This is a genomic window from Clostridioides sp. GD02404 (assembly GCF_045898275.1).
Taxonomy (GTDB): Bacteria; Bacillota; Clostridia; order Peptostreptococcales; family Peptostreptococcaceae; genus Clostridioides; species Clostridioides difficile_A.
The window spans coordinates 1-25525 of sequence record NZ_JBJOCA010000043.1 but is presented as its reverse complement, the minus strand read 5'-3'; the positions used below and the strand labels follow the sequence as shown (position 1 = coordinate 25525).

Here is a 25525-nt window from a genome sequence, read left to right as displayed (position 1 = left end):
CTATGTGTGTTTTGATGATAATTTAGATAAGATATGTCAATTAAGGTAAATCATCATATAAAATATAAGTAAAATAATAAATAAAAGAGATAAGTTCAATCGAAATTAGTAGAAATAAAAAAGAGAAAATAAAACAATTTAATAGTATTTTCTCTTTTTTACTTATTCTAATTTGTAGTTATAATAATCCTATAAGATTCTAGTTAAAAACTACTTTATTTTTGTAACATGTCTTTTAGATCTAATACATTTTCTTTTATTTCTTGTACATCTATCTTCATTATTCCCATTTCTATTAATACATTTTTATTAATTTCTTGTTGTTGTGTAGATAATTCAATAAAGTTTTCTACTGTCTTTTTATACATATCTCTATCTTCTTTCTTCTCTTGCATTGTGTTTTTGAATAAAAGGGCACATAGTATTCCTATTGCTCCCAAACTACTTAATTCTGTTACTAGCTGTTCCATAGTGACCTCCTATTCTAACTGATATAAATTTAATAAGGTTATTTTAACTTCTGTTGCTTCTGTACTAGTTACTATTCCTTTTGATATGGTTTGTGTATTAAAAAACTCAATTCTATAATATTGGTATTTATTATTACAAGTTACCTCTATCAATTCAGCATCTGAAAAATCATACTTAGAAATATCATTCTTCCACTTGCAAAACAAATCTGGATTACAACTTTCACAATTATATAATTCTGTAAAACTAGAACCATCATTTGAGCCTAGCAGTTTAAATTTAAATGGAACTTGTGCAGTATCTTGATTTGATATTGTTGTTCTAAAATGCATTTTAATAGCCCATATTCTTATATCTTTATCTAGTTTTATTTGAACCCACTGACTTGAGTTTTGTTTTAGACCAGTTAAGTTTAAGTCATCTTCTAAAGTTTCAGTAAATGCTCTATATGCTCCCCAAGTGCTTTGACTTGATGTTGCTTCAAAAGGTTCTGGTTTATTATTAGCTGTTAGATATACTCCATAACGTTCAGTATGTTTAATTTCTGTATTATTAGAATAAACTACTATACTACCTAAGTGAATTTTATCTACATTCATTTCACCTAAATAGATTTTATTTAATTTTCTATTTTCCAATTCTATCATGTTATTTATCCTTTTATAAAATTCTCTTAGACAATAAAAAAAGACTATATTATATAGTCCTACTCTTTGTCTTACATATCTGTTATTGTATATATTATTTTCATTGTTTTATCAAAAGTTTTTTCAATTGGTGTAGTTAAATTATTTATTGTTGTTAACATAGCATTCAAATGATACACACTCATAAAGGTATTGCTACCTGTATAAAAAGTTACAAAATAATTATTATATGTGTAAGTTGTATTATCAATATCAACACCATAAGGTTCTCCAATATATTTTTTTACTTTATCATTAATTACAACCACTTTTTTAGAGTATAAACACCCTCCATTGGAAGAAAATTTTAGATAACCATTATTATCAAATTTAACAACTCTATCACTTTCTAATAATTTAATAGTCTTATCTAAAAAATTATATTTATAAAATGAATATGCATCTTTTGTAACTAGGTATACAGAACTATTATTTACAGGAAAAAAACTTACTGCTCCTGTAGAAGCATATAAAAATGTATTTTCTAGAACAACACTTTCTTCTGTATAACTAAAGTCTTTTTCTGATATTTTAATTATATTAAGAGTTGCATTTCCTGTACTATTTCCTAAAGTACTAAAACCATATATATAACCATCTCCACCACTTGAAAAATTTATTGATCTTTTTATCATACCTATTTCAGTTCCAGATAAGACTTTAGTTTCTAATAATTTAAAAGAATTAGGTTCATCATTAATACCAAATTCTAAAAAGTTATGTTTATACCTTGATATTTTTATATCTCCAGTTGAATTATTATTTTCACATGTATATACATACCCTTTCTCAAAATCTGCAGAAACTATAGTAGGTATATTTTCAAAAGACCTATAAGATGAATAGCAAGATGTCATTACTGAATTAAGTAAACCATAATTTCCAGCATCCTTATGAGTTAAACAAATACACTTTATAGTCCCATTCGCTTGTGTCTTGTCAAATTCCCAAACAAATTTATACCCATTATCTAATTGTTCACATTCTTGTAAAATTGGTGACCCTCTTAAAATATTATTAGCATCTTCATTAACTTCTTCTCCTGCATGGCCTATTAAATTTGCTCCAAGTGGCAAAGCAGTAATTTCAGGATTTTCTTCTATATTGTTGTCAAATAATAATATTCCTTTAAAAAAAATATTCAAAGGAAAAAATTCATTTGGTAATATCTGAGCATTTAAATTTACACTAATCAAATCTTTAACTGCATTTGTAACTATATTATTTTCTTCATATATTTCTAAATTTCCTGAACTATCTATAAGTTCTATTTTAGCATGACCTTTTGCTGGCACTTTATCACCTCTTTTATTTTACCTTTATTCCTAATGTAGTACTTTTCGTATAAATACCTGTAAATCCTGTACTTTTTGAATTTAATTCATCAGAAATATATTCATCATCAAGATTTTTAACATCCATCCTTGAAATAAGAATTTTATTCATTCCTTCTAAGAACTCTACAATGTTTTTATTATTAACATCTATTATGAACTTATCATTCATAGTTTTTACATTATTCCCTATTCCATTTGCTGATTTAAATTTACCATTTAATTCTACTTTAATAAGCGAAGTAATTTGATTTTTAGAATAAATTAAGTAGTCTCCTAAATAAATCTTATTTAATTCTTTATCACCTAGAAATATATTTTTTGCCTCTCTATTGTTTATATTAAGCATCTTATCACCCATTTATTATGTATAAGGTATTAGAATCTTTTGTCACTATATTATCATATTGTGCTTGCGTTCCAGTCCAAAAATTTAATCCTGTTATTGCTTTTGAAGTTAAATTTGGCTTATTTGTTAAATTATTATAATCACCATTAAATAGAATTGGTTTATTTGTTAAACTCTCATAATTACCATCAAAGCTTGTTTTAGAATCCCAACTTATCACTTTTTCCTGTGTAATTTCATCTAAGACAGTTTTATTGTTATGAGCATGATTTTGTGATGTGTCTATGTCTGAATTTGTTATATATCCTGCATCATTTTCAAAATTAGATACTTTAGTTGGCTTATTTGTTAAGCTATTATAATTTCCATCGAAATTTGATTTAGAATCCCAACTAATAACTTTATCTTGTGTAATTCCATCTAAAACAGCTTTATTTGTATGAACATGATTTTGTGAACTATCTATATCTGAACTTGTTATATATCCTACATCATTTTCAAAATTAGATACTTTAGTTGGTTTATTAATTAAGCCATTATAATCTCCATCAAATATCTCCAGCGCTAAACGTTCATCTACTTTTGTAGCTAACTCTGCTATATCATCTACTAGATTCTCCTTAGCAATATTAATATCTTGAGTCATCAAATCTACAGAACTATCAATCTTACTATTTAAAGTACTTATATTAGTATTTATATCTTCTATTAAATTATCTTTAGTGTCATTTATATCAATTATTGAATTTGTAATATCAATTATTGCTTGGCCTAATAAATCCCATTGAGGAGTTGATTCTATAGCATTATCTTTGTCTAATGATTCTTCGACTTGTATTTTCATCTGAAAAGTAGTTACTATCTCTTGATTTTTTCTAAATTGAAATTCTACCTTAATTAATCCAGGTAATGCTAGAATGTTGTTATCTAAAATAGCCTTTACAATGTTACCATTTATAATACAATTCTTTTGAATTAGTGCTTTATCATTCTGAAAAAATGCTAATGCTGTATATCCTGACAAATCTACTTCTTTGCTATCCTCAATCAATTTTATTGAAAAAGGTATTAAATTATCATATTGTTTATAAATAGGAATAGAATATATTTTAGTATTTATGTCAATTGTATAAATCTTTTCTCTCAATTTCAATCACCTACCTTTTACATATACTACACATTATTTTTATTATTCTATCCACCAATTTATAATATCCAAGTAAATACCTATATTACTCCCTGATAGTAGCTTAACAAAAATACTTATCTTTCCATTTTGTATATTGAATGGGCATGATAAAACTACATTATAACGTATCATAGCTTCTTCTGTTACATCATTAAACACTAAGTCTTTTGAATACATTATTGATGATGCATCTGGAGCCTCTACTCCCAAATTTAAGGAAAAAGACCCTGTGTGCATTTCACCAATAACATATATAATATAATATTGCATATTTAAAACAATTTTTACTACTTTATATGAGGATAATTCTATTACATACTTAGAACTCATAGAACGCCTGCTATTATTAAGTAGTGTCGTTGTTCTATAAATTATCCCTTGTTCTGTTTCTGTAGTTCCAACAATTTTAAAATCATATCCATTATTATCTGCTTTAAATTCAATAAAATTACTATCTATTTTCCCATCCTTAACAAAATATTTAGATTCTTTAGCAGGATTAGGTGGATTTACTGTACCTCCACTATCATCTCCACTAGAATCACCTTCAAGCAAAATTCTTTTTTTAACTCCTGCATTTTCATAATATAATTTATCTTTTTCAAAAGATATTTTCCCATTTACAGTATTTATAAAACAAGAATTTGCATTATTTCCAAAAGTGAACACTTCATACTCTGGATAACCACTTTGATATAGACTGAAAGAATTTTCTCTGATACATAGATAATTTTCAGAATCTCTCTTATATCTTAGTGCATCTCCTATACCTTCTTCATATTGAGCAGTAGCATCCACAGAGCAATCAATACCTCGTGCTTCATTCACAAACAGATGAATAATTGGGTTGTCTGTACTTGATTTTAACTTATCAACTGCTAAAGTATCTGTTATAATATTACTACCATTTATTCTAGTTTCTCCCTCATCTTCGAGAGAATTGAAAGTAACATAACCTTCTAAATCAATATTTATTGCAGACATCTCTATCTTTTCTGCTGATTGATTAATAGTTGATACTATGTACTCACCATCTATTTTTTTAGTTACTTCCATTACTATTTTTTCAGTGTCAATTACAATCTTCGATACTGCTTCATCAACTGTACTTTGTACTATAGCTTCTATACTACCAGACAATATTTCAAACTTAGATTCTAAAGTTTCTTGTTTATCTGTAATTTCTTTTACATAGAGTTCTATACTTTCATTTGTTTGAATAAAGCCACTCTCAAGTTTTTTTAAATTACTATCAAGCCTTTGTATAGTCCTTGATGCACTTCTTACTTCCTCTTTATCTATCTTTGCTTTAACTGTAGAGCTAAGGCCACCATTGTAATTTATCTTATTATCACTTATAAATGTAGCCTGTGGTATATCATCTTTATCATAGATAATTAATTTATCACCTACATCAAGTCCAAAATCACCCTGCCAATCCATACTAAAACCAGTATAAACAAAATTCTTGTATTTATTTAAAATGCTTTGTGCAACTTTTCTTATCTCACTTTCATTATTGTAATCAAGTAACAAAATACTTAATTGTAATCCATTTTCAAAAGGGTCTCCAGCAACTACTCCATTTATATCAACAAAATTTATTTGATTAGATTCACTACCTATAGTTACATCAAACCAATTATTACCTGTGATTTGCACATCTGTTTCTATTAAGTCTAAAAATTCTATTTCACCATATTTAACAATCAAAAAAGACCCTGCAATGACTGCACAGTCCATCAAAACTTGTCTATATGTAGCTTCATCTGAATTTGGTTTATATTCTATAAGTAAGTCATTATTATTGAATCTACGTTTTACTATCTTGTCACTTAATTTTAGATTTAAAATGTTCGCTATATCTACAACTATATCATAAACTGTTGCTGGAAATCCTATATTTGGTTTGTAGGCTTTATCAGTTAATATAAGGGTATCATAACATTCAAGTTTTATTATTTTTCCACTTAACTCTGTTTCAAATATATAGTATTTTCCAAAGTAAATTTCTTCTATTCTTGATTGATATTCATTTATTGCTATTTCTATACAAAAATACAGGTCAAACCATTTATTTTTAAATTTATAGTCTTTAAATTTGTTAGAATAGTTATTTATTTCTATGTTTACTGATGTAGCTATTCCTCCACCAAGTTCAAACTTTTCATTATTTAAAATAGATTCTTCTATATTTATAGATATTATATCTTCATCAGTATATTTTTCATCATTTATTATAATTTTAGAACTTATAATCCTTGAACTTTTCAATATTGCTTTTTTATATTCTTGACTAGTTTCTTTCATTATTATCACATTCTTCAAACTCAGCTAATTTTTCTTGTAGTTCAATAATATAAGTATCTTTTTCATCATTAATAGCTTTTTGTATGATTAAATCGTTTTGAAGTTTTACAACCTCATTTAAAGCCTTTTGATAAAGTAATCTATCGCTTATTTTTATATCCATGAATATACCTCCTTACTTTTCTATAAAATTCATTTTTAGACTTTGCCAAAAGATATTATTATCTTTTTTTAACGCAACAGGCATAGACCTATCACCTACATAAAAAGTCTTTGTCTCTATGTGCCCTAAAACAGGGTCTGGATATGTTATTTTAAAAAACACATCTTTTACTTGATTTAGAAGTATAGATATTTCACTTGAACCTAAAATACCCCATTCACAACTTAACTTTCTTTTAGTTGCTATTCTATCTCGACACATCTCTCCTTTTGCATTTCTATTACTTTCTCCATCTATATCAGTTAAATCTACTTGAAAAACTGTAGGAGCAATTATGTCTACACCATTTATAGATAACATATCACCACTCCTTATAACTCCAATATTGTTTTGCCTGTTTTTCTTTCCATTTGTCTAAATGCTTTTATTACAACTTCACCCATTTTATTTCCATCCATTTTTAATTCTACTGTTAAATCTCCACTAGTATTATTGTTTTTTCCTAATCCATTCATTCTTTCCATGATTTTGTTTGCTAATAAGTCAAGCCCTTGTGTATTATTTTCAAGTGGTACTACAGCTTCTGTTCCTCTTTCTCCAACCATACTTAATGTTGGTTGTTCAATGATACCTCCTTTTGCAAGAAGAGGTATTTTAGGTATTCCAAAAGAATTACCTCCAAGACCAGGAACCCAATCTGGAATATCAAATTTAAGACTTCCTAGGCTGCTATTAAATAATTTTATAACACCATTAAGTGGTGCTTTTACTATATTCACAAGACCATTAAATGCTTTTTTAAATACACCTGGTATGGCATCTATGACTGATTTTATCTTAGTTCCCATTGAATTAAAAAATCCACCAATGTTACTACATACTCCACTTATAAAATTCTTCATATAACCAAATATTTCTGAAGCTTTCTTTTTTATTGTGTCCCAGTTTTTATATAAAAGCACTCCTATTGCTATAAGTGCTCCTATTGCTATTACAACTATACCTATTGGACTTGTTAAAAAAGTTATTGCTGCTCCAAATGCAGTTGTCAAACCAGTTGCAACTATACATATAGCATTCCATGCACCAGTTGCAACAGTTAATGCAACTTGAGCTCCAGTATTAATTACAAATTGTGCAGCTTGTTTTACAAGCTCTAATGTTCCTCTAGCTATATTTACTATAAAATCTTTTGCATAAAGTGCAGTTATTGCCATAGTTTCTATTTTATCTGCTATCTTAGCAAGTGTACAAGCTTTTAGAGCACTTCCTATATTTCCTATTACACTTATAAGTCCACCTGACATTTCTATAAAACCTAATAATTTAGTAATCTCCCATGCAACAAAAAATGATGTTACCAATGCGATTATAGTATCTAAAACAGGTTTACCGTCATTTAGTAACCAGTCAATTATATTTGTTAAAGTATCTAATAAATATCCTAAATTATCTAGAACAAAAGAAATTGCAGGCCCCAATATATTTATTAATCCATTTGCAAAAGGTGTTATAAATTCTGTTATTATATAACCAATTAATTCAAATAACTTCGCACCTAATTCTATTAGCCCTTGAAATAAATGACTTCCACCTTCATCCCAAACTAATACAAATTTTGATGATAAATTTTCAAGAACTCCTATAACTGAATTAATTACTTCCATAAATGTATTTGCTACATCTGTACTAACAGCTCCCAAAGCTTCTCTAAAAGACTCTCCTATATGCTTTATCAGTGTCAATAAATTACTTATAGTATCACAAATACCTTGAATAATTTGATTACCAATATCTCCATTTTGCCATGCTGTCCCAAAAGCATTTGCTATATCTCCTATAGTACCAAAGATGTCTGTTAATATTTGAAGTATCAGCGTATTTATTTCTACCCCTGTGCCATTGTTCCATACCTCAACAAAAGTTTGACCTATATTATTTATCAACTCTAAAATAGAATTTAACATATCAAATATGGTTTGTATTAATATTGTTCCTGTTTCATTACTCTTCCAGGCTATATCAAATGCACCTGCAATACTTCCTATAATATCAAATATTGTTTTTAGTAAATTAAGTATATTTGTACAAAATTCAATACCTGTACCATTATTCCAAACTTCTATAAAAGAATTTCCTATATCTCTAATAATTCTTAATACATTCAATAAAACATCTGATATACTTTGAATTAATTGAGTTCCTAAATTATTGGATTCCCAAGCTATTATAAAAGCATTGTTAATGTCTCCTATAACATTAAATATATTTTGAAGTATCTGAAGAGTAGTAGTTAATATTTCTGTTCCTGTACCATTCGTCCATACTTCTTTAAATGATGAACCTATTGATTTTATTACATCTTTTATACTTGTAAATGCATATTTCATACTATCAATAGTTGCTTGACCTTCTTTACTCCAAGCATCTTGAAATGGCTTAAACATATCTGCTAACATTTTATTTAGCTCTTGATTTACTTTTGATAAATTTCCTGTATCTATATTAGGACTAATAGGGGAAGTTACATTTCCCATATCTCCTAAACCATCAGTATCTGAATTTTTAGTTAATGTATTTATCTCATCGAATCCACTTATTAATCCTTTTATTTTTTTTGTTGTATCTTTTGATGCATCACCAATACCATTTATTGAATCACTTGCACCATCAGAGTTATTTCCAATTAATTCAATATCTTTTGGTATAGAGCCAAAACCACCAGATGATGCATTATCTCCAAAAACAGATTCTGTGAAAGCTTTAAATTGTTGTGCTACAACTTGTAGTTTAAGTATAAGTGTATTTAACATTTTTACAACTGGTGTAAGCATATTAATAAGAGCTTGACCTAATGTAGCTTTTAAAACATTGAATTGCTCTGAAAGTATTCTAGTCTGATTTGCCCAAGCTCCTTGAGTCCTGACAAAATCGCCCTGTGCATCTTTTGTAACACTTAGTAAATAATTGTATCTGAGTAAAGTTTGTTCTGATTGACTCATATTTTGATATGCTTTAGTTATTCCTTTTGACATTGCATATGCCTCTAAGTTAGCAACTGACATATTAATACCTAATTGTCTTAATGGTTCTATCTCTCCTGCTATACCACTTCTTATTTTATTAAAAGATTCTTCTGAATCAAGATTATAAAATGAAGACATATCTGCAGATAATTGTGTTATAGTTTTAGACATATCAGCAGCTTGCTTAGTTGATAATCCAGAACTTTTAAGCATAGCTCCCATAGTTCCAGTATATCTTTTAGCAGCTGTTTCTGACATACCCATTTGAGTTATAGAAGTCTTAGCAAAATCATTAATATCCTGTGCCATACTTCCAAAGGTAACATCTACCACGTTCTGTACTTCGTTTAAATCAGAGCCTAAATCAATACATGATTTACCAAATGCAGCTATTGCAGTTACACTTAAAGCTACTCCTACCATTTTACCTACTCCACCAAAAGCACTTCCAATTGTTGATTTAGCTCCATTTGCTATACCACTTAATTGCTTATTAAAAGTTCCCTGATTTATATTTAGGCCTAAATTTATAGTACCTACACTAATACTCATCTATGCACCTCCCTTCTAACTAAAGGTTTCCTTACACCAATTTTGAAAGTTATTTATATAAGAAGAATAATTATTTTTATCTTCTCTAAGCTTTTTATTACGTTTTAATATCCAATCATTTCTTATCTTTCTCTGTTCTTTAGTAAAACCTTTTAATATTTTAGGGTCTTTTTCAGCTCTAATTGATACAATTTGACCAAGAGGTGTTTCTGGCATAATTCCAGATAATAAAGAACAAAACTCCGACCAAGACATATCAATCTCAGTTCGGAGTCTTATTCCATATTGTTTTGCAAAACTTGATTCTATTAATTCCCAATCTTCATATAAATCATAAAATCCATCAGATTTATTTTGAGTTTTGAAATCGACTTTCTGTATCTTCGTAAGTTTCTCCTGATATAGCAGCCATAACTGCTATAAATATAGTTTTGTAATCTACAAATGAAAGCTGCATTGAATCTATTTCCTTAAATGCCTTTTCCCCAAGTAATAGTTTCAAAGCATCATCTATAAGCTCAATTTCATTTGAATTATTCTCAGACATTCTCTGATTTACTATAAGAACAGTATTTTTACTGTTATTTACAGTATATATTTTACCTTCTGATATTTTTATTTTTGGTTTTTCGTTTGTTAATTTCGTTGATATATCTATTATATTTGACATACTTTAACTCCTCTTATTAATATTTCTAACTTTCACTAGAACCTGATGCAGGTGTATATATTGGTTTCCCATCACTTAAGGCTTCCCACTCTAATGCATCTGTAGCAGTAGAATCTCCACCCATGCTAGTTACATTTATTATACAATCAAACTTAAGAGTTGCTCCATCTGGAAAATTAATTGAAAAGACACTATTACAATCTTGTCCATTTTTAAAAGCAAGTCCTGCTATATAATCATTGCCAGGGTCTCCATAATTTCTTTTTCCTCCCATAGATACTGATAAAGACTTAGATGTCATTAACCTTCTTGTCCATCCGCCTTGATCCATAGGATTCCATTCTTCTATATTTCCATCAATACTAACACTTAATGATTCTGCATCCTTAACAATAGTATCTGCATCACCAGTTCTACCAGTTGTATTGACTCCAAATGTTAAGTCATACACAGGTACTACTCCACTTTTTCCTGCCATTTAATCACTACCTTTCGTAAATTATATCTAAATCAATTACATATTCATAAATTCCATTTTCATCAGTACCTAAAAATACTGGTTCATCATTTTTCATAATAAAAAAAGCACTTACTTTATTAATGACAACGGTTTGTCCATTAAATAAATCATAAATGCATCTAGAGATCTTTTCAGTTGTGTCACAATTTTTATCCCAATGAATTAAAATTGTGATAGCTTTAGTAGATGTTGATGTACTTGCAAGTCCACCTACAGCTATTGTGTTATTGTTACTATTTTTATTATATATACCTATTACTTTTTCTTTATTAGCATCTATCTTACCAATATAAAATGCAATGTTTTTATCACTTATGGTCTTCTTTAACCATTCTTTAATATCCTTAAGATACATTTTACACTCCAGTTAACTTTTTATAGCATTTATAATATGCTTTTTCTGAGAAATCTTTTTTATTTCCTTCTGTAAAAACTTCTAACCATCTACCTTGTGCGTTCTTATTTTTGTCTTTTCTAAAATTATACTCAGGATGATAATATAAACGTCTAGCATATGGTGTATCATATGTTATTTTAAGCTGTCCCTTATTAAGTAACTTCAAATTTATGCTTACAGATTCTTCAAGTACTCCTGTTTGTTTTGGCACAACTTGCATTGTATTAATTTCTGTTTTTAAAGCTTCTGCTGTCATTTTAGCAGCTTGTCTTTGAGCTTTTTTAAGTTTATTAATTTTAGTATTATTTATTTTTATATCAATACTTAATTTACTTCTAAATGGATTTTTAATTATAATCAACTCCAAAATAAAAAAGTACTTGATATAACAAGTACTCTTTAATAATTATTATGCCCAAAACTGTTTACCACATTTTAGACATGTAACTCTAACTTTTTTAGCATTTGCATTTCCAGCAATAAGACCAATCCCTCCAACTGCCCATGCTCCAACTACTGCTTTTCCTATACCAAAACCCTTTTTATGTGCTGATAGAGATGTTGATCCACACTTAGGGCAACGAGCTGTTTTTTTGTCCTGTTTCATAGCCTTTTTTTGTTGTTTTATATTTAGTTTTGTATTTTTAATTTCAAGTTTGAGTTGTTCTTCTTGAAGTTTTTTCATTTTATTATTATATTTCTTTTCATCATCAATTTTTTTGATTGATTCATATTTTTGTATACTACCTAAACTATTATTTCTAAAATAATCATCAACTATCTTTTTACACTGAGTTAAACTCAAATTGGTTAATTGATTTATTCTTTTTATAGAATTAACCTTATTATATTCACATTCTTCTATAATAGAAGCTATATCTAAATCTGCTATTAATAACTCTTCCAATGCATTTTCTTCTTCTATATCCTCTTCTAACTCAGATATAATATCTAGATCATTTTGATATTTTTCTTCATTCTTAAAATGCTCTAACTTCAACACATCTAAATTTTCATTAGTTATTCTTTTTATTGAATCAACTAATTTATTTATATTTTTTTTACTTTTTATTTTTAAACTCACACTGTACTTATATTCATTTTCTTTAAATTCTATTAATATTCTATCTTCTGATGTATAAATTTTTAATATGTTTTCTTTTGGAATAAAAAGTTTTGGATTCATTACTGCATCAAACAACAACCCTCGTTCTATAATAATTGTATTTCCTATAGCTCCAATTTTAACCCCTTCTATCCCACAATAATGTTCAGACATAATGCAGCAAATATATTTAAATATGCCACCTGATTCTTTAACTATTTTATTGAATTTGTCTTTAGAAATTATCATAAAAATCTCCCCCTTTTAACAAAATAATAGCACATATTAAGACAAAATGAGGGCTTTTTTTAAATTAATTCTATTTCAGTAGAAAAAATTGAGCCATCTGGATTCCTAGGTTTTGATACTCTATAAATATCTCTTTTATTACCTTGTATTTCAATATATCCTTGCAATATTTTATTTGGATAAATATCACCTTCACAAATAATCTTTCCAACTAAAGTTATAAGTTTTCTTTCTTTATCTAAAGTTTGTTTAGTTTTTTCAGAATAGTTACACATATCATCAAGTATCAAACTTTCAATAGGCTCTCCATCTTCACTTATATAAGTACTATATATCTTAACAGGTGTAACTAAAATCCATTTAGGAAATGGTAGTTTCATCTATATCTTCCTACAAGTAAGACCTGTTTGAGATAAATAGTTAATTATTTCATTTGTAGTAGTTATACCATTTATAGTACTTGCATTAAAGCTTAAAGATATGTCCCCTGCTGAATACCCACTTAAAGGCATATCAATATATTCTCCATACTTATATATGAAATCCGCTTGTATACACACAGCTTTCTTTATTTTATCTCTTTGAAACTCTGTTAAACTATCAAAACCTATAGTAACAATTCTATTAAATGTTAAAACATCTATTTGGTCAGATGCTCTTTCTAATTTACTAATTAACTTTTCATCTTCTATAAGATTTCCACCATAATCGTTTTTATAGTATTCTTCTGTCGCATAAGGCACTTTATCACTTCCTATTTACGTTTTGGTTTAGTTATTTTTTCTTCTAATCTATCGTTTATTATCTTATAGCCATGTTCATTAAACCATTCAATCAAAATGGGATTAGTGGTTTCACCAATCCCATTTTGAAAATATACATTGGCACTTAAACCATTATATTGACTATTTGGTGCTATTACTTTAGCCATCTAATCCTCCCTATTTAACTTTTATATTTCTAAAAACTCCAGCTGCTTTTGATGCTTTTAAAGCTATTGCTGCACTCATTTCAACTTCTCCTGTTTTTACTGCTCCAGAAGTAGTGAAATCTGGTAACCATGTTTGCACAGGTGATACACCAGCCATTGATACTCCATGTAAACCATCTAAACCAAGTCTTGCAACATATAATGATGTTGTTCCTTTTGTAGTATCTGTAGCTACTACATCATCATTTGTACCAGGCTTTGCTCCTAAATCAACAAATGGTACATTTCCGTATGATTCTATTTGTTGGCCAAAACTATTTAGTTGTGTTTGGTACATGCTTGCTCTTCTTGCACATGCTCTTAACTTAGATATCAATTTAGTATTTCCTGCTATAAATGATGGAGTTCCATCTAGACCTGTTAAAAACTCATCCAACATATCTAAAAATGCCATATAATTTGTTGTAATAGCTTGTGAAGTAGATAAGTCTATTGAACTGTCACCTAAATTATATTCTGTTGAACTTCCAGCTAGAGCTTTCTCTAAACCATCAAATGCTTTTGAATCTACTGCACTATCACCATTTATAAATGTATCATTAAAAAGTGCTTGAGCTGCCTTTATTTTTTGTGCTTGTTGAAGCTCCACTTCTGATACAATACCACCCATATTAGCTATAACTCTATCTATTTGGTAGCTACCTCCAAATACCTTTAAATCAACAGAATGTCTTTCTTTAGTTACTTCATGTGGTATATATTCTTTGTTTATTTCTCTAAATGCTGCTGTTGGCTGAGTTTTAAGTCTTGTATAAGAATAAGTAAGTGTAGACCCTCCTCCTGTTGGTGAAACAGCATCATCAAATGTTAAGTTATCTAAAATCCAGTTTGACTTTCTAAATTCATCTATAACACCTATTTGTAAATCATCTTGTACATTTTTACTAGCTTCTTCTAATGTAATTGCCATATTTATTTTCCTCCTTTAAAATTACTCTTGTTTAGCTATTTGAGACTGTATTTTTGCTTGTATAGCATCTTTCATACTCAATTTACTTGGTTGATTAGAGTTATCTATATTATTTCCTCCATCACTACCAAATTTAAAACCTAATTTAGGACTACTTTGTTTCTCTTCTTTAAATAAAAATTTCTTTGATTCTTGAATAGCTTTTAGTTGTTCTTCTATTCCAGCAACTTTTCCATCATCACCCAAAATTAATTTTGATTTGTCAAATAAACCTGCTGCTAACTCTTCATCATGAACTTTACCTGATATTGATAACTTAATGGCATTACTAAGTTTTAAATCTTGTAATTCTTCTTGATATTTAATATCTTTATTTTTATTTTCTTCTTGTAATGTTTCAATTTGCTTTTTTAATTCTTCTGAATTTCCACTATTTATTTTTAAGTTTTCTAATTGTTTATCTCTATCTTGTATATCATTTTCAAATTGTTTTTTAGCTGTATTTACTTCATCAAATCTTGTTTTAGGTATGTAATTTTTAAGTTCTGAAAGTGATTCTGATTCTGCCTTTTTAGCAAGTTCTTCTGTTAATCCTAATGCGATAAATTGTTCTTTATTCATTTTATCTTTCTCCCTTTTCATCTTCATTTTTTAACCTGGTCTTGCCCAGTGATGAGTTTATAGTTAACGCCCAAAACAACAAAATGGCGATAAAAAAAGCACCTACTTAACTTTAAGTATGTGCTTAATCTTCTTGTATAGCTTGTTCTGCCCATTTTATATCTTCTTCCATATCTGAATTGGGATGATTTATATTTAGTTCTTTAAGAAATTCTATAAAATGTTTACTTTGAAACTTAAAAGCTACTTCTTCAAATATCTCACTTAGATGATACAATTCCCAGTCTGAACAGTTATTTAAAAACTTTTTGGTATTTTCTTCATTTTCAGTCAATATATCAATATTTCGCTTCCAATAATCATCCACATTAGGAGAAGCTCCATGTTGTCTCATTGAGTCTATAAATTTCAAATCATAAATAATAGATTCTTTATCAATCATTTTTTTCTCCCTTAATCTTCTTGTATAGCTTGCTCTGCCCAATGAATACTTAGCCCCATATCTATGTTAGGAAACTTTTTTTGTAACCTCTTAATAAAATCTATAAATTCTTTACTTTGTAGTCCACTTGATATTTCTTCAAAAATTTCACTTAACCAATAAATCTCTTCTTCATTACAATCATCCAAAAACTTTATTGTTTCTTTTACATTTTTAGTAAACATCTTAGGAAATTCATCCCACCATTCACTAGGAGCATCTCCTCCACAATCAGCATGCCATTTTGTATACCTTATCATAAATTCAACTTTATTTCTATCAATCATTATAATCATCCTTTTAACAGTATTCAATTTTTATTAAATTATATCAAAGTTACAATTAAATCTATTTTTTACTTTAGATAAGTAACTAATCTTATTATAGATACATGTGAAGAATAGTAGTTACATATTCTTTTCAGTTAATTCTAATAAAATTTGATAAAAATGACCCTCTTTATCTTGGATAAACTCTGAGTAATAATAAAAATTTATAATTATTGTATTTCTCAGATGATAGTATTAAATATGATGCGAGAGATTTTTCCATTTAATAATGTTTGGTTTTTGCAAGCTCTACATAGTGATATTCCTGTCTCAACTATTCCTTAACTACAATCAAACCCACTTCCTACTTTTGCTGGTTTAGCTATCTTATGTCTGTATTCTTCTCTCTTATTCACATTACCCCCTCTTGTCCAAATAATAAATACATTTTCTTTAATTCTAATTTATAACTCAACTCTTTTAAAAATTTCTGCTTAGGGGCAAAACCATGAAATAAACATAGAAAAGTATATACTTTAACTTAATTTTTAATTTAAATTTATTTATTTTTTTAAAAAAACTTATCTATTTCTTTTTTTACAGAAGGATACCAACAAGATTCTTTATTTGGCGTAAAACTTGGACAATCATAACTTTTACTTTCAATATATTTCTTGGGAATTTCTTCATACATAGAACAACTCAATTCATTATTTTTCAAAAACACATTTTTACAAGCACTGCATAAAGGAGGATCTAAGATAACTGCACCAAAATCACAGTCAAATCCACTTCCTATTTTAGGTAATTTACTCATTTTATCACCTCTATGTATAAATATTATTAGTTACTTTTTTCTTTCCATCAAATCCAACAAAATTCTATAAAAAACACTTTCTTTATTTGGAATAAACTCTGAACAATAATAAGATTCATAATCATTATATTTTTGAGGTATAGTGTTAAATACAACACAGGAAAATTTTCCATTTTCTAATATTTCATTTTTACAAGCACGACAAACTGGCATATCTACAACTACGCCTCCCAAGTTACAATCAAATCCACTTCCTAACTTTGGCAAATTATTAATCTTATCTTCATATTCTTCTTCTGCCTCTTCTATTTTATTCACATTACTACCTCCACATCCAAATAATAAATATTATTTTCCATTTTAACACCTGTCACTTTATAACTCAATCCTTTTGTAAATAAAACTTCTTCTTGATATTTATATTTATCCTTTGCTATATTCTTTATATACATAGCACCATGATATCCTTTTGGAACTTTTATCTTCATAAATATATTTCTTCCAGGATAGTCAAATGGATTTAAGCTTGTTGAGGTGAACCCTTTATTAATTATTTTAAGTCCAATTAATCTTTCTATATCCCTATAACTTATTCTGTCATTCTTAGAAAATATTCCCATGTACTCTGGAATAGTTTTTCTATATAAAATTAGATCTTCATTAATAACACCTTTAGCTAAAGCCTTCTCTAATATATCTATTTTATCTTTTAGAGCTTCCATTCCTTTACCTGTTGTTAAAGCAGTATTAATTTTGTTGGCTCCAAATCCTGTATAATAGTTAATTACTTCTTTTTCATCATCAGTTAATTTTTCTAATTCTTTTGATAAAACTTGTTTTAATTTATTATTTCTGGAATCTAAATATTTTGATGTACTAATTATATCATCATTTCTTAATTTTTCTCTCCAAGAATCTCTTCTTAAATAGCTATGCTTTAATAAATGCTCCTTCATTTGATTTTGATATAATTCTAACTTCTTATGTGCATCTTCAATGTTAACAATATCTAGGTTGCCAGCTTCTATTCTTTTCCATTTTCTTATATTTCTCTCAATTTCTCTTTGTTTCTGCTCAACATTATATCTTTCAAGAGCATCTTGTTTTTCTTCTTCTGTCAAAGGTTTAGGAATTTCATTAATTTCAGGAAAAAATGTAGTTGGATGATGTCTACAGTTTGGGTGTAAAAAACCTAGAGCCATAGCTTCACTTAATAAAGGATATCTTCCTTCTTTTGAACTTCCTTTACTATATACATCATCAATTAATACTCTTCCTTGCCAAGGTAAACACAGTAGACAAGTATTTGTATGATTTGATGTTATGACTGTATGTACTCCATACTCATCTCTTTTTATACCTTCCCCCATTAGTGTTACACGCTGATTAGCTGTTCTTATACTCATCTCTGCATAACTAGATATATTTACTTTTCTGCCATTTTTATATGTAATACAATTTATTCCTTTGTCTAAAAAATCTTTAGTAGCCATATCTACTGCTTGATTTACTGTCATAGCCCCATTATTTACATACATTTGAGATTTGAATATTGTTTGTCTATAGACATCATCCATTTTTCTAAGTGCAGCATGATTTGCATTATGTAAATCACCTTTAACAGATTTAATAAGACTAAAAACTTTATCTTCATTTATTTTAAAAAAGCTTTTTTCTTTAGGTTCAAACATATTTTTAACTTTAGAACCTACCTTATTTAGTGTCTTACTAATAAAATTTTCTGACCTTTTAGACCCATTTTTAAAACTAGATTTTAGTAACTTATCTGTTTCTCCATCAATTATCTTTTGATAATCTTTTATTATGCCTTTATTTCTCTTTTGAAATTTCTTTATTTCCCTTAATTTAGTTTTCTGCCACTGTTCCCACTTAAAACCTTCTTTTAATTCTTCTGACTCATGCAGTTTCATGTTTTGTTTCATTGACTTCACTAAATCAAGTTCCATATCGCTATAAATAGATGATATATCATATGGATTTAAAGCCAACTAGACCACATCCTCATTGACTACATCATCATTCATTCCATCTATATTAGTTGCTGGTTCTTCTATGTCCATTAGTCCATTTTCTTCTTTTATCCTAAGAACTTCTTCTGCTTTCTTTTCATCACTCATAGTATCACCATAAAGCTCATCTACAGCCATTTCTGTGCTCATTATTCCATAACTTTTAGCTTTACCTACTGTATCAACTACTGTATCAAAACTTGGTGTTGAGTATTCACCAAAACTTATAACTGGATTATATTCTCCTATAGTTCTTTCATACAATAAATCATTAACTTTAAGTACAGTTGATACTATCTCTGGTATAACTTCATTTAAAACATCTATTATTTTACCTCTAGTATATAAAGTTGTTTTTTCTTTTTCTCTTTGTGATTCTGCACTATCCGTTTTCTTCAAATCAATACCAAGAGTAGCAGGTGATATAATACCTTGTAAACACATATCTATATTACTTGCATAGGTATTTACATATGCTTCATAATTAATTGATGGCTGCTGAATTTCTATTGTATTTTGAGAATCTTCAGCTAAACTAGATGCTATAGCTATATATTTATTATCAAATGAATTAGATTTAATAATTTCTCCTGTTACTGGATTTTTAGGAAGTAAACTTTCTGGTATATATTGTTTAACTCTTCCATCTCTAATAGCATCTACCCATTGACTTATAGTTTCATCTAAAGCATCAAAGCTGTCTGACTTACTATCAAATATACTTTTCCCTCTACCTAACCATTTAGGTGATTTAAAAAACATCATAGGTACAGACATTAAAAAATCACCTTCATAGGTGATATCTTTTAACTCTGTAGTTTTATCTAAAGTACTTAATGGAACGTCTTGACCTCTGCTATCAATCAATTTATTTATTATGTATCCTTTTCCAAATATCTCAATTAAAGTGTATGTTGAATTATCCTTTGAATATTCTGTAAGAAAGTGTACTTCAGATAGTCTACCTCTTTTAAATTTATAATCTACTCTTTCACCACTATAATACTCTATAATTGGATTAGTAGTTATATCTGTATCTACTGTTATTTTAAAAGCTCCATCTCCTGTTACTAAAGTTTCAATAATAGATTCTCCAATAAGTTTATTAAAATGATTATCTTTACTTATATAAGTCCATAAATTAGTCAATTCTTCTGTATCAAGTTCTATTTTATCCATATCAGCTACAACTATATCTGCCAATCTCTCAGCAATCATAGCAGGAATACCTGAATGTACTTTTCTAACATTAAAATCAGAACTAGGTACAGCTGCCCAAAATCTAGACTTACTTACTAAATCATTGGCAGTTTTTTTAAAAAATTGGTCTAATTCAGAAGGTTCTCCTCTATACCAAATTCTATTTTTCATTATATTACCATTAAATCCCAATGGCTCTTTTATTGTAATTTCCCTATCAATAGCTGGTTGTATATTAAGTAACTTTATAGCTGTTTTAGTAGCCATATCTTTTAACCACCCCACATTCTTAAACCTCCAATCTCTTTTTAAATGGTTGTATCGAATACTCTGAACTATCTAGGCAATCAACAGGATAGCTTCCATCATCAACACGAACCCAATTTCCCTTTGATTTTTCATCATCATCCCATATTGCATTTTCAATAGCTTCTACCCATTTATTTAAATGTTTCATAATCTTATATCTACCTTGATTTATTAGTATATTTACAAGCCTTATTCTATCTACTATCCCATCTTTTTTGTAACTTGGCGTTACTTGTATATTTATACCTCTTCGTTTCAATTCATTGCTTAGAGCTTGTCTAAATAACTTATCTGCACTTTCACAGAATATGTATGTAGAAAATAAAAAATGAGGATAGGTATCTGACCACTCCTCAATCTTATCGACTATTTCTTTTGCATACTTGTCATGTGTATAACCGTGATTTTTCCCTTGTTTATGATAATATCCATCTAACTCTATAATCTCATTATAGCCTTTAGTAAAACCTGTTAGAGTTGCTACAGTTGCATCTGTACCACCAATATCTATGCCTATACTAAATTCAATAAATGTTATATTATTATCTTTTATATAGTTTCTATCTATAACAACTTCACTCTTTTTATATCCAGTATATATTCTTCCTGTTGCTGCTACTCTTCTCCCTAATATATCAGCTTGATACCAAAGTGATGTTTTATCATAGGTTCTTAAAACTTCTTTTAATACATTATTACTTATGCTTAAATTATCTTTTATAGTGAAATGTGAATAATTATATCCCTCATTCTCTCCACTATTTTTCAATTCATCTTGATAATCTAATATGTCTCTATAAAACCAATGACTTGGTGAAAATGGATTTAAATCAAAGAATAACTGTCTTTTACTACTTGCTAGAGTTCTATCAAAAACCTCTTGTACAAATGATTGGTGACACTCATTTACTTCTGATATATAGACTGTTCCATATGAGTTACCTTTTATTCTTGCTGCATCATTTGCTTTTCCTCCACCTGCAATAATAACAATCTTCTCTCCAGTTAAAGTTTGAATATATAATGCATCCCTATTTTTATATTCACCTTCTCTACATCTACCTTCAAATAGATACTGCAAACCAAAACCATTACTATCTATAATGTTCATCTTAGCAGCTCCTAGTGAAACACCTGCTACTAAATGTAATTTATCTGGATGAACCTCTAAACACATAGAATAAGCTATCAAATTTATAATATTCTTACCAGCTCTTTTTCCACCTTCTAAAACATTTAACCAACTATCTTTACTTTTCCTTATGTACTCTGTTTGTCTTATTGTTAGTGGAGAATAGTTAATCATTTTCTATAATCCTTTCGTCTACTGGATTATTTATCAAATCTGCAAGAGCTGTTATTTGTGAATTGATATTAATAGCATCTTTATTTGGTATTTTAGATTTTAATATTTCAATTCTTTGTTTTTGCTCTTCTGTTGCTAGATTCCAATCTTTATGAATCATACTATCATACTGCTTTATAAGGCTTCTAAGTTCACTCATAGCTCTACTCTGAGCATTAAGAAAAGAAGCTTGTCTATCCCATGAAAATTGAAATTCATATTGTATTCTCTCAATATTTTCTGTACTCTCATGCTTTTTAAGCTCTTTAATCATTTCCTCTTTATCTTTAACATACATTATCTTTTGTGCTCTTATTATTGCTGCATATTGAATTATTATCTGTTCCCAAAGAATATCAAACTTATCTTTATTTTTTATATCATTAATTAATTCTTGTGTTTCTTCAGGCAAATATTTTGAGAAAAAACCAAATTTTTCAGCATTCTTATTCTCTTTTGGAGCACCATGTCCAACTGAATTTTTATTATAAAAAGGTGCACCCTTTTTGTTTATAGGTGCACCTTTCTTTTTTTCACTAACCCAGTTGTATCTTTTTATCCATGACTTTAGAGTGTTTAAACTAATGTCATACTTTGCTGATATTTTCTTTTGTTTCATACCTTCTAGGTAATCTTTTTTTACCTTTTCTTTAACATCTTGCAAATCACCACCTCTTTATTTGTTTGTTTTGATAATAAAAAAAGACTCTTGTTAGAGTCCTTTAGTTTATGTAATATTTTATATGATTTTTATTATATTCATTTTCCTTAACTTTTATAAGTTTCTCTATATCTTCACTTTTCATAGTATAATTATCTTTAATATTTTTAATACTTCTCTTTGCAATATATCTAATCCCGAAAGAAAGCATTATACTTACTACTGCTATTACAAAAAGAATTTTTATATCACTATTTATATTTAAAGTTATAGCCCACTCAAGTATACCAATAATAGCAGATAAAATAGCTAATAGAAAAAAATAAATCATCATAAATATATAGCAAAATATTTGTGCAAAATCAACACTACTAGAAAATTTTTCTAATTTCTTATTTATATTATTTAAACTAGAATTATAATTTTCCCAATAATCATTCATAAGAATCTTATGCAGTGCTATAGAATCATTTTTATCAATAGTATAAAATATATAACTAGGTATATAACAATTTATTATACTATTTTTATCATTGAAAAATTCTATAGAATTAATGTTTTTGTCTTTTCTATACTTTTCTACATATGGAAGTAATACTTTATCAAAATAATCTTCTTCATAACTTTCAATTTTTTTCTGACTGCTTTTATAAAAAGTAATAATAAATGCTATAATAGCAGGCAACCATCCTATAGACTTAATAAGGACTTGTATTCGCTCAAAAACATCCATATTTATTTTCCTCCTTTAAAATATAAAATTCAACTTTAAAGGTCAATATCCTTCAACAATCATTTAACAACTACAAATATATCTAAATTCATTAGTATGATGTAACACCTAATTTATTTAGTTCATTAACTATTTCTTCAACCTTAGATTTTCCTACCTTTGGTCTTATATGATAATAAAATCCATCTTTATTTTCTATACCAACAAATTCTATCCCCTTTTCTTTTATATAATCTGTCGCTTTACTAATAATATCTTTTAAATCCTTATGACTATCAACTCCCCAAGCAAGTATTACTGGTTTTTGAGTATCAATAAATAAATTTATATCTTTTCTATGTTTAGAGAAAATTGAATGTATATCTGGAAGCATATAAAAGTCTTTTCTAAATTTCTTTTCTTCATCAAAGAATTTTCCAGAATTAGGATTCTTTATATCTGACAGATTAATTATATTTACATAGTTCCAATTCATTTTATCCATAATTTCCATAATACAAAACTGAACTGGGTCTGCCTTAGAACATCTAAATTTACTTGAAATTCCTTTTTCTAAAATATCATAACAAGTATAATCAGGGATACTATCTTTATTACTTTCATCAATTAATTCACAACTTCCAGGATTCATCATTATGAAAGTTGCATTTAACTCAGATTCTAGATTATTCTTCCTCTTTATATTTGCAACATTTCTGCATCTAACACTATGACCATTTACTCCATCTTTTATATTGTAAAAATTTCCTTCAACATAAAATTCTCTTTGATAATTACTTGCAGAATAAATTCCCATACTCCACTCTCCCTCTTGTGAGATTTAATATTTAAAACCCCTTTTTAGGATAATATTCTACATCTTTAGTCAATATCCTTTTAATCTATTTTATTTTTAAAAATCGTCTCTCAAGATATACTTTTAATTTTTTTTATGTCTCCTCAATCTAATTCATTTAATACATTTTGCACATACAAAGCTAACTTTTAAAATATACGAATATAAAAGACCTAGAAATTAATCTAAGTCTTTTTAATGGGGGATACATATTATATATTTAAAGGAATAAGTTCTAGGAATTGAACCTGGAATTACGCACCAGCACTTATACATTGAGTGAGGTTACCAAGCCCCACTCTTTTAGACACCTGAATTAAGATACAAAATTGTATGAGATTTTAATCTAAATTCAACTGCTACATATAGTGTATTAATAAAAATATTTTGAACATAGTAAGAATTGAACTTACAACATCCTCATGCCCTGCCTAGTCTGTTCATATAAGCTAGGTGAATCCCTTAAACCTAGCTCACATATATATTTAGTTTTGAGAGGGAAATATTCATTTCCACAATACTATTATCTCACATTTTAAATTATAAAATCGGCAGAAAAACGGCAATTAAAAGACCTAGAATTTAATCTAGGTCTTTCATTATACTATCTAATTTTCCATATTCTCTTTCCATTGCTTCAATAGTTACTACCCAATCACGACCAAATTTTTTACAATCAATATTTTCAACTAATTTTCCTGTTGCAACTGCTTTTCTAAGTGTAGAGTCTTTCAAGTTCCATAATTTTGTTGCTTCTGCAAAGCTATAAATGCCCTCAAATCGATTCATAAAATCCCCCTTAAATTACTATAAAATTGAGTTAATAACATAATATAACAGGATTAATGCTCCAATCAATTTAATAGTATCATACAGTAATTTCAATAATTCAAATGTTAACTCTCTGTACTTATTCATTGTATTTTCAGTGACTATGTTTTATAATTTAGTTAAGAGGGAAGGTGCAACTTCCACTCTTAACTTTTTACTAATGTAGGCTATCTATTACCATTTTGATGACTGCTAATAGTGTGCCAACTTCGAGTACGAGTTCAGTTAATTCTTTTATGAGTTTTCTGAACTCTTTTATTTTCTTAGCCACTTTCTTTTCACCTCCTTTCTATACTTTAATTATATCACGTATGCGTGATATTGTCAATAACTTCCATATATCTTTTTCACAAAAAAATAGACAGTTATTAACTGCCTATAAATCTAACATCTTAAATAATGGTTCTTGCTCTATTAGTGCTTTTTTACCAAATAAAGCTATTGATATTGAACTAATAGCTTGATTAGCTT

General features: G+C 27.9%; 31 protein-coding genes. All 31 read right to left on the bottom strand.

Features of this window, described 5'->3' with window-relative positions; genetic code table 11:
* Nucleotides 1-215: 215 nt before the first annotated feature.
* A complete protein-coding gene (locus tag Q3287_RS18435; RefSeq protein ID WP_223153022.1) occupies nucleotides 216-470 on the bottom strand; it encodes a hypothetical protein in 255 nt (84 codons plus the stop codon).
* Between the two features lie 9 nt (nucleotides 471-479).
* Entirely contained in the window at nucleotides 480-1118 is a 639-nt protein-coding gene (locus Q3287_RS18430; protein ID WP_407964615.1) for a discoidin domain-containing protein, read from the bottom strand.
* 71 nt (nucleotides 1119-1189) lie between these two features.
* Nucleotides 1190-2452, bottom strand: a complete 1263-nt coding sequence (locus Q3287_RS18425) for a hypothetical protein (RefSeq protein ID WP_407964614.1) — start codon at nucleotides 2450-2452, stop codon at nucleotides 1190-1192.
* 13 nt (nucleotides 2453-2465) lie between these two features.
* Nucleotides 2466-2852, bottom strand: coding sequence for a hypothetical protein (locus tag Q3287_RS18420; protein ID WP_407964613.1), 387 nt, complete (start codon nucleotides 2850-2852; stop codon nucleotides 2466-2468).
* Nucleotides 2845-3987 (bottom strand): hypothetical protein, encoded by a 1143-nt coding sequence (locus tag Q3287_RS18415; protein WP_407964612.1) that lies wholly within the window; start codon nucleotides 3985-3987, stop codon nucleotides 2845-2847. Before Q3287_RS18415 ends, Q3287_RS18420 begins: the two co-directional genes overlap by 8 nt.
* Nucleotides 3988-4029: 42 nt before the next feature.
* Entirely contained in the window at nucleotides 4030-6339 is a 2310-nt protein-coding gene (locus Q3287_RS18410) for a hypothetical protein (RefSeq protein ID WP_407964611.1), read from the bottom strand.
* Nucleotides 6326-6502, bottom strand: coding sequence for a hypothetical protein (locus tag Q3287_RS18405; RefSeq protein WP_021384774.1), 177 nt, complete (start codon nucleotides 6500-6502; stop codon nucleotides 6326-6328). Before Q3287_RS18405 ends, Q3287_RS18410 begins: the two co-directional genes overlap by 14 nt.
* A gap of 12 nt (nucleotides 6503-6514) precedes the next feature.
* Nucleotides 6515-6862 (bottom strand): DUF6711 family protein, encoded by a 348-nt coding sequence (locus tag Q3287_RS18400; protein ID WP_021384773.1) that lies wholly within the window; start codon nucleotides 6860-6862, stop codon nucleotides 6515-6517.
* 11 nt (nucleotides 6863-6873) lie between these two features.
* Nucleotides 6874-10080, bottom strand: coding sequence for a hypothetical protein (locus Q3287_RS18395; protein ID WP_407964610.1), 3207 nt, complete (start codon nucleotides 10078-10080; stop codon nucleotides 6874-6876).
* A 15-nt stretch (nucleotides 10081-10095) separates the two neighbouring features.
* Complete coding sequence (locus Q3287_RS18390) at nucleotides 10096-10461, bottom strand: Gp15 family bacteriophage protein (protein ID WP_235626737.1); 366 nt, start codon at nucleotides 10459-10461, stop codon at nucleotides 10096-10098.
* A complete protein-coding gene (locus tag Q3287_RS18385) occupies nucleotides 10430-10750 on the bottom strand; it encodes a hypothetical protein (protein WP_223153014.1) in 321 nt (106 codons plus the stop codon). The genes Q3287_RS18390 and Q3287_RS18385 overlap by 32 nt, the downstream gene beginning before the upstream one ends.
* A gap of 25 nt (nucleotides 10751-10775) precedes the next feature.
* On the bottom strand, nucleotides 10776-11228 hold the full coding sequence (locus Q3287_RS18380; RefSeq protein ID WP_021384770.1) for a phage tail tube protein: 453 nt from the start codon (nucleotides 11226-11228) through the stop codon (nucleotides 10776-10778).
* A gap of 7 nt (nucleotides 11229-11235) precedes the next feature.
* On the bottom strand, nucleotides 11236-11625 hold the full coding sequence (locus Q3287_RS18375; protein ID WP_219673962.1) for a minor capsid protein: 390 nt from the start codon (nucleotides 11623-11625) through the stop codon (nucleotides 11236-11238).
* A gap of 1 nt (nucleotide 11626) precedes the next feature.
* Nucleotides 11627-12028: a minor capsid protein gene (locus Q3287_RS18370; protein ID WP_407964609.1), complete on the bottom strand. Its 402-nt coding sequence runs from the start codon at nucleotides 12026-12028 to the stop codon at nucleotides 11627-11629.
* A 48-nt stretch (nucleotides 12029-12076) separates the two neighbouring features.
* On the bottom strand, nucleotides 12077-13021 hold the full coding sequence (locus Q3287_RS18365) for a hypothetical protein (protein WP_407811718.1): 945 nt from the start codon (nucleotides 13019-13021) through the stop codon (nucleotides 12077-12079).
* Nucleotides 13022-13080: 59 nt separating this feature from the next.
* On the bottom strand, nucleotides 13081-13401 hold the full coding sequence (locus Q3287_RS18360) for a hypothetical protein (RefSeq protein ID WP_407811717.1): 321 nt from the start codon (nucleotides 13399-13401) through the stop codon (nucleotides 13081-13083).
* On the bottom strand, nucleotides 13402-13764 hold the full coding sequence (locus tag Q3287_RS18355) for a hypothetical protein (RefSeq protein ID WP_021384765.1): 363 nt from the start codon (nucleotides 13762-13764) through the stop codon (nucleotides 13402-13404).
* A gap of 11 nt (nucleotides 13765-13775) precedes the next feature.
* Nucleotides 13776-13952 carry a hypothetical protein gene (locus Q3287_RS18350; protein WP_021384768.1) on the bottom strand — a complete coding sequence of 59 codons (177 nt, stop codon included), beginning with the start codon at nucleotides 13950-13952 and terminating at the stop codon, nucleotides 13776-13778.
* A gap of 10 nt (nucleotides 13953-13962) precedes the next feature.
* Nucleotides 13963-14922 (bottom strand): major capsid protein, encoded by a 960-nt coding sequence (locus Q3287_RS18345; protein ID WP_223153010.1) that lies wholly within the window; start codon nucleotides 14920-14922, stop codon nucleotides 13963-13965.
* Nucleotides 14923-14943: 21 nt separating this feature from the next.
* Complete coding sequence (locus tag Q3287_RS18340; protein ID WP_407964608.1) at nucleotides 14944-15543, bottom strand: phage scaffolding protein; 600 nt, start codon at nucleotides 15541-15543, stop codon at nucleotides 14944-14946.
* A 124-nt stretch (nucleotides 15544-15667) separates the two neighbouring features.
* Nucleotides 15668-15985, bottom strand: coding sequence for a hypothetical protein (locus Q3287_RS18335; protein ID WP_407964607.1), 318 nt, complete (start codon nucleotides 15983-15985; stop codon nucleotides 15668-15670).
* Nucleotides 15986-15996: 11 nt separating this feature from the next.
* Nucleotides 15997-16311: a hypothetical protein gene (locus tag Q3287_RS18330; RefSeq protein WP_407964606.1), complete on the bottom strand. Its 315-nt coding sequence runs from the start codon at nucleotides 16309-16311 to the stop codon at nucleotides 15997-15999.
* Nucleotides 16312-16864: 553 nt separating this feature from the next.
* The gene (locus Q3287_RS18325) at nucleotides 16865-17110 is read right to left on the bottom strand and encodes a hypothetical protein (RefSeq protein ID WP_407811714.1); all 246 of its coding nucleotides are present in this window, start codon (nucleotides 17108-17110) and stop codon (nucleotides 16865-16867) included.
* A 30-nt stretch (nucleotides 17111-17140) separates the two neighbouring features.
* Complete coding sequence (locus tag Q3287_RS18320; protein WP_407964605.1) at nucleotides 17141-17428, bottom strand: hypothetical protein; 288 nt, start codon at nucleotides 17426-17428, stop codon at nucleotides 17141-17143.
* Entirely contained in the window at nucleotides 17425-19119 is a 1695-nt protein-coding gene (locus Q3287_RS18315) for a phage minor capsid protein (protein ID WP_223153003.1), read from the bottom strand. Before Q3287_RS18315 ends, Q3287_RS18320 begins: the two co-directional genes overlap by 4 nt.
* Nucleotides 19120-20625, bottom strand: a complete 1506-nt coding sequence (locus tag Q3287_RS18310; protein ID WP_407964604.1) for a hypothetical protein — start codon at nucleotides 20623-20625, stop codon at nucleotides 19120-19122.
* Between the two features lie 4 nt (nucleotides 20626-20629).
* The gene (locus Q3287_RS18305) at nucleotides 20630-21955 is read right to left on the bottom strand and encodes a phage terminase large subunit (RefSeq protein WP_407964603.1); all 1326 of its coding nucleotides are present in this window, start codon (nucleotides 21953-21955) and stop codon (nucleotides 20630-20632) included.
* On the bottom strand, nucleotides 21948-22658 hold the full coding sequence (gene terS / locus Q3287_RS18300) for a phage terminase small subunit (RefSeq protein ID WP_021386664.1): 711 nt from the start codon (nucleotides 22656-22658) through the stop codon (nucleotides 21948-21950). The genes Q3287_RS18305 and terS overlap by 8 nt, the downstream gene beginning before the upstream one ends.
* Nucleotides 22659-22716: 58 nt before the next feature.
* Entirely contained in the window at nucleotides 22717-23388 is a 672-nt protein-coding gene (locus tag Q3287_RS18295; RefSeq protein WP_407964602.1) for a hypothetical protein, read from the bottom strand.
* Between the two features lie 91 nt (nucleotides 23389-23479).
* Nucleotides 23480-24184 (bottom strand): hypothetical protein, encoded by a 705-nt coding sequence (locus Q3287_RS18290; RefSeq protein WP_407964601.1) that lies wholly within the window; start codon nucleotides 24182-24184, stop codon nucleotides 23480-23482.
* Between the two features lie 621 nt (nucleotides 24185-24805).
* Nucleotides 24806-25012 (bottom strand): helix-turn-helix domain-containing protein, encoded by a 207-nt coding sequence (locus Q3287_RS18285; protein WP_021386663.1) that lies wholly within the window; start codon nucleotides 25010-25012, stop codon nucleotides 24806-24808.
* Nucleotides 25013-25525: the final 513 nt, after the last annotated feature.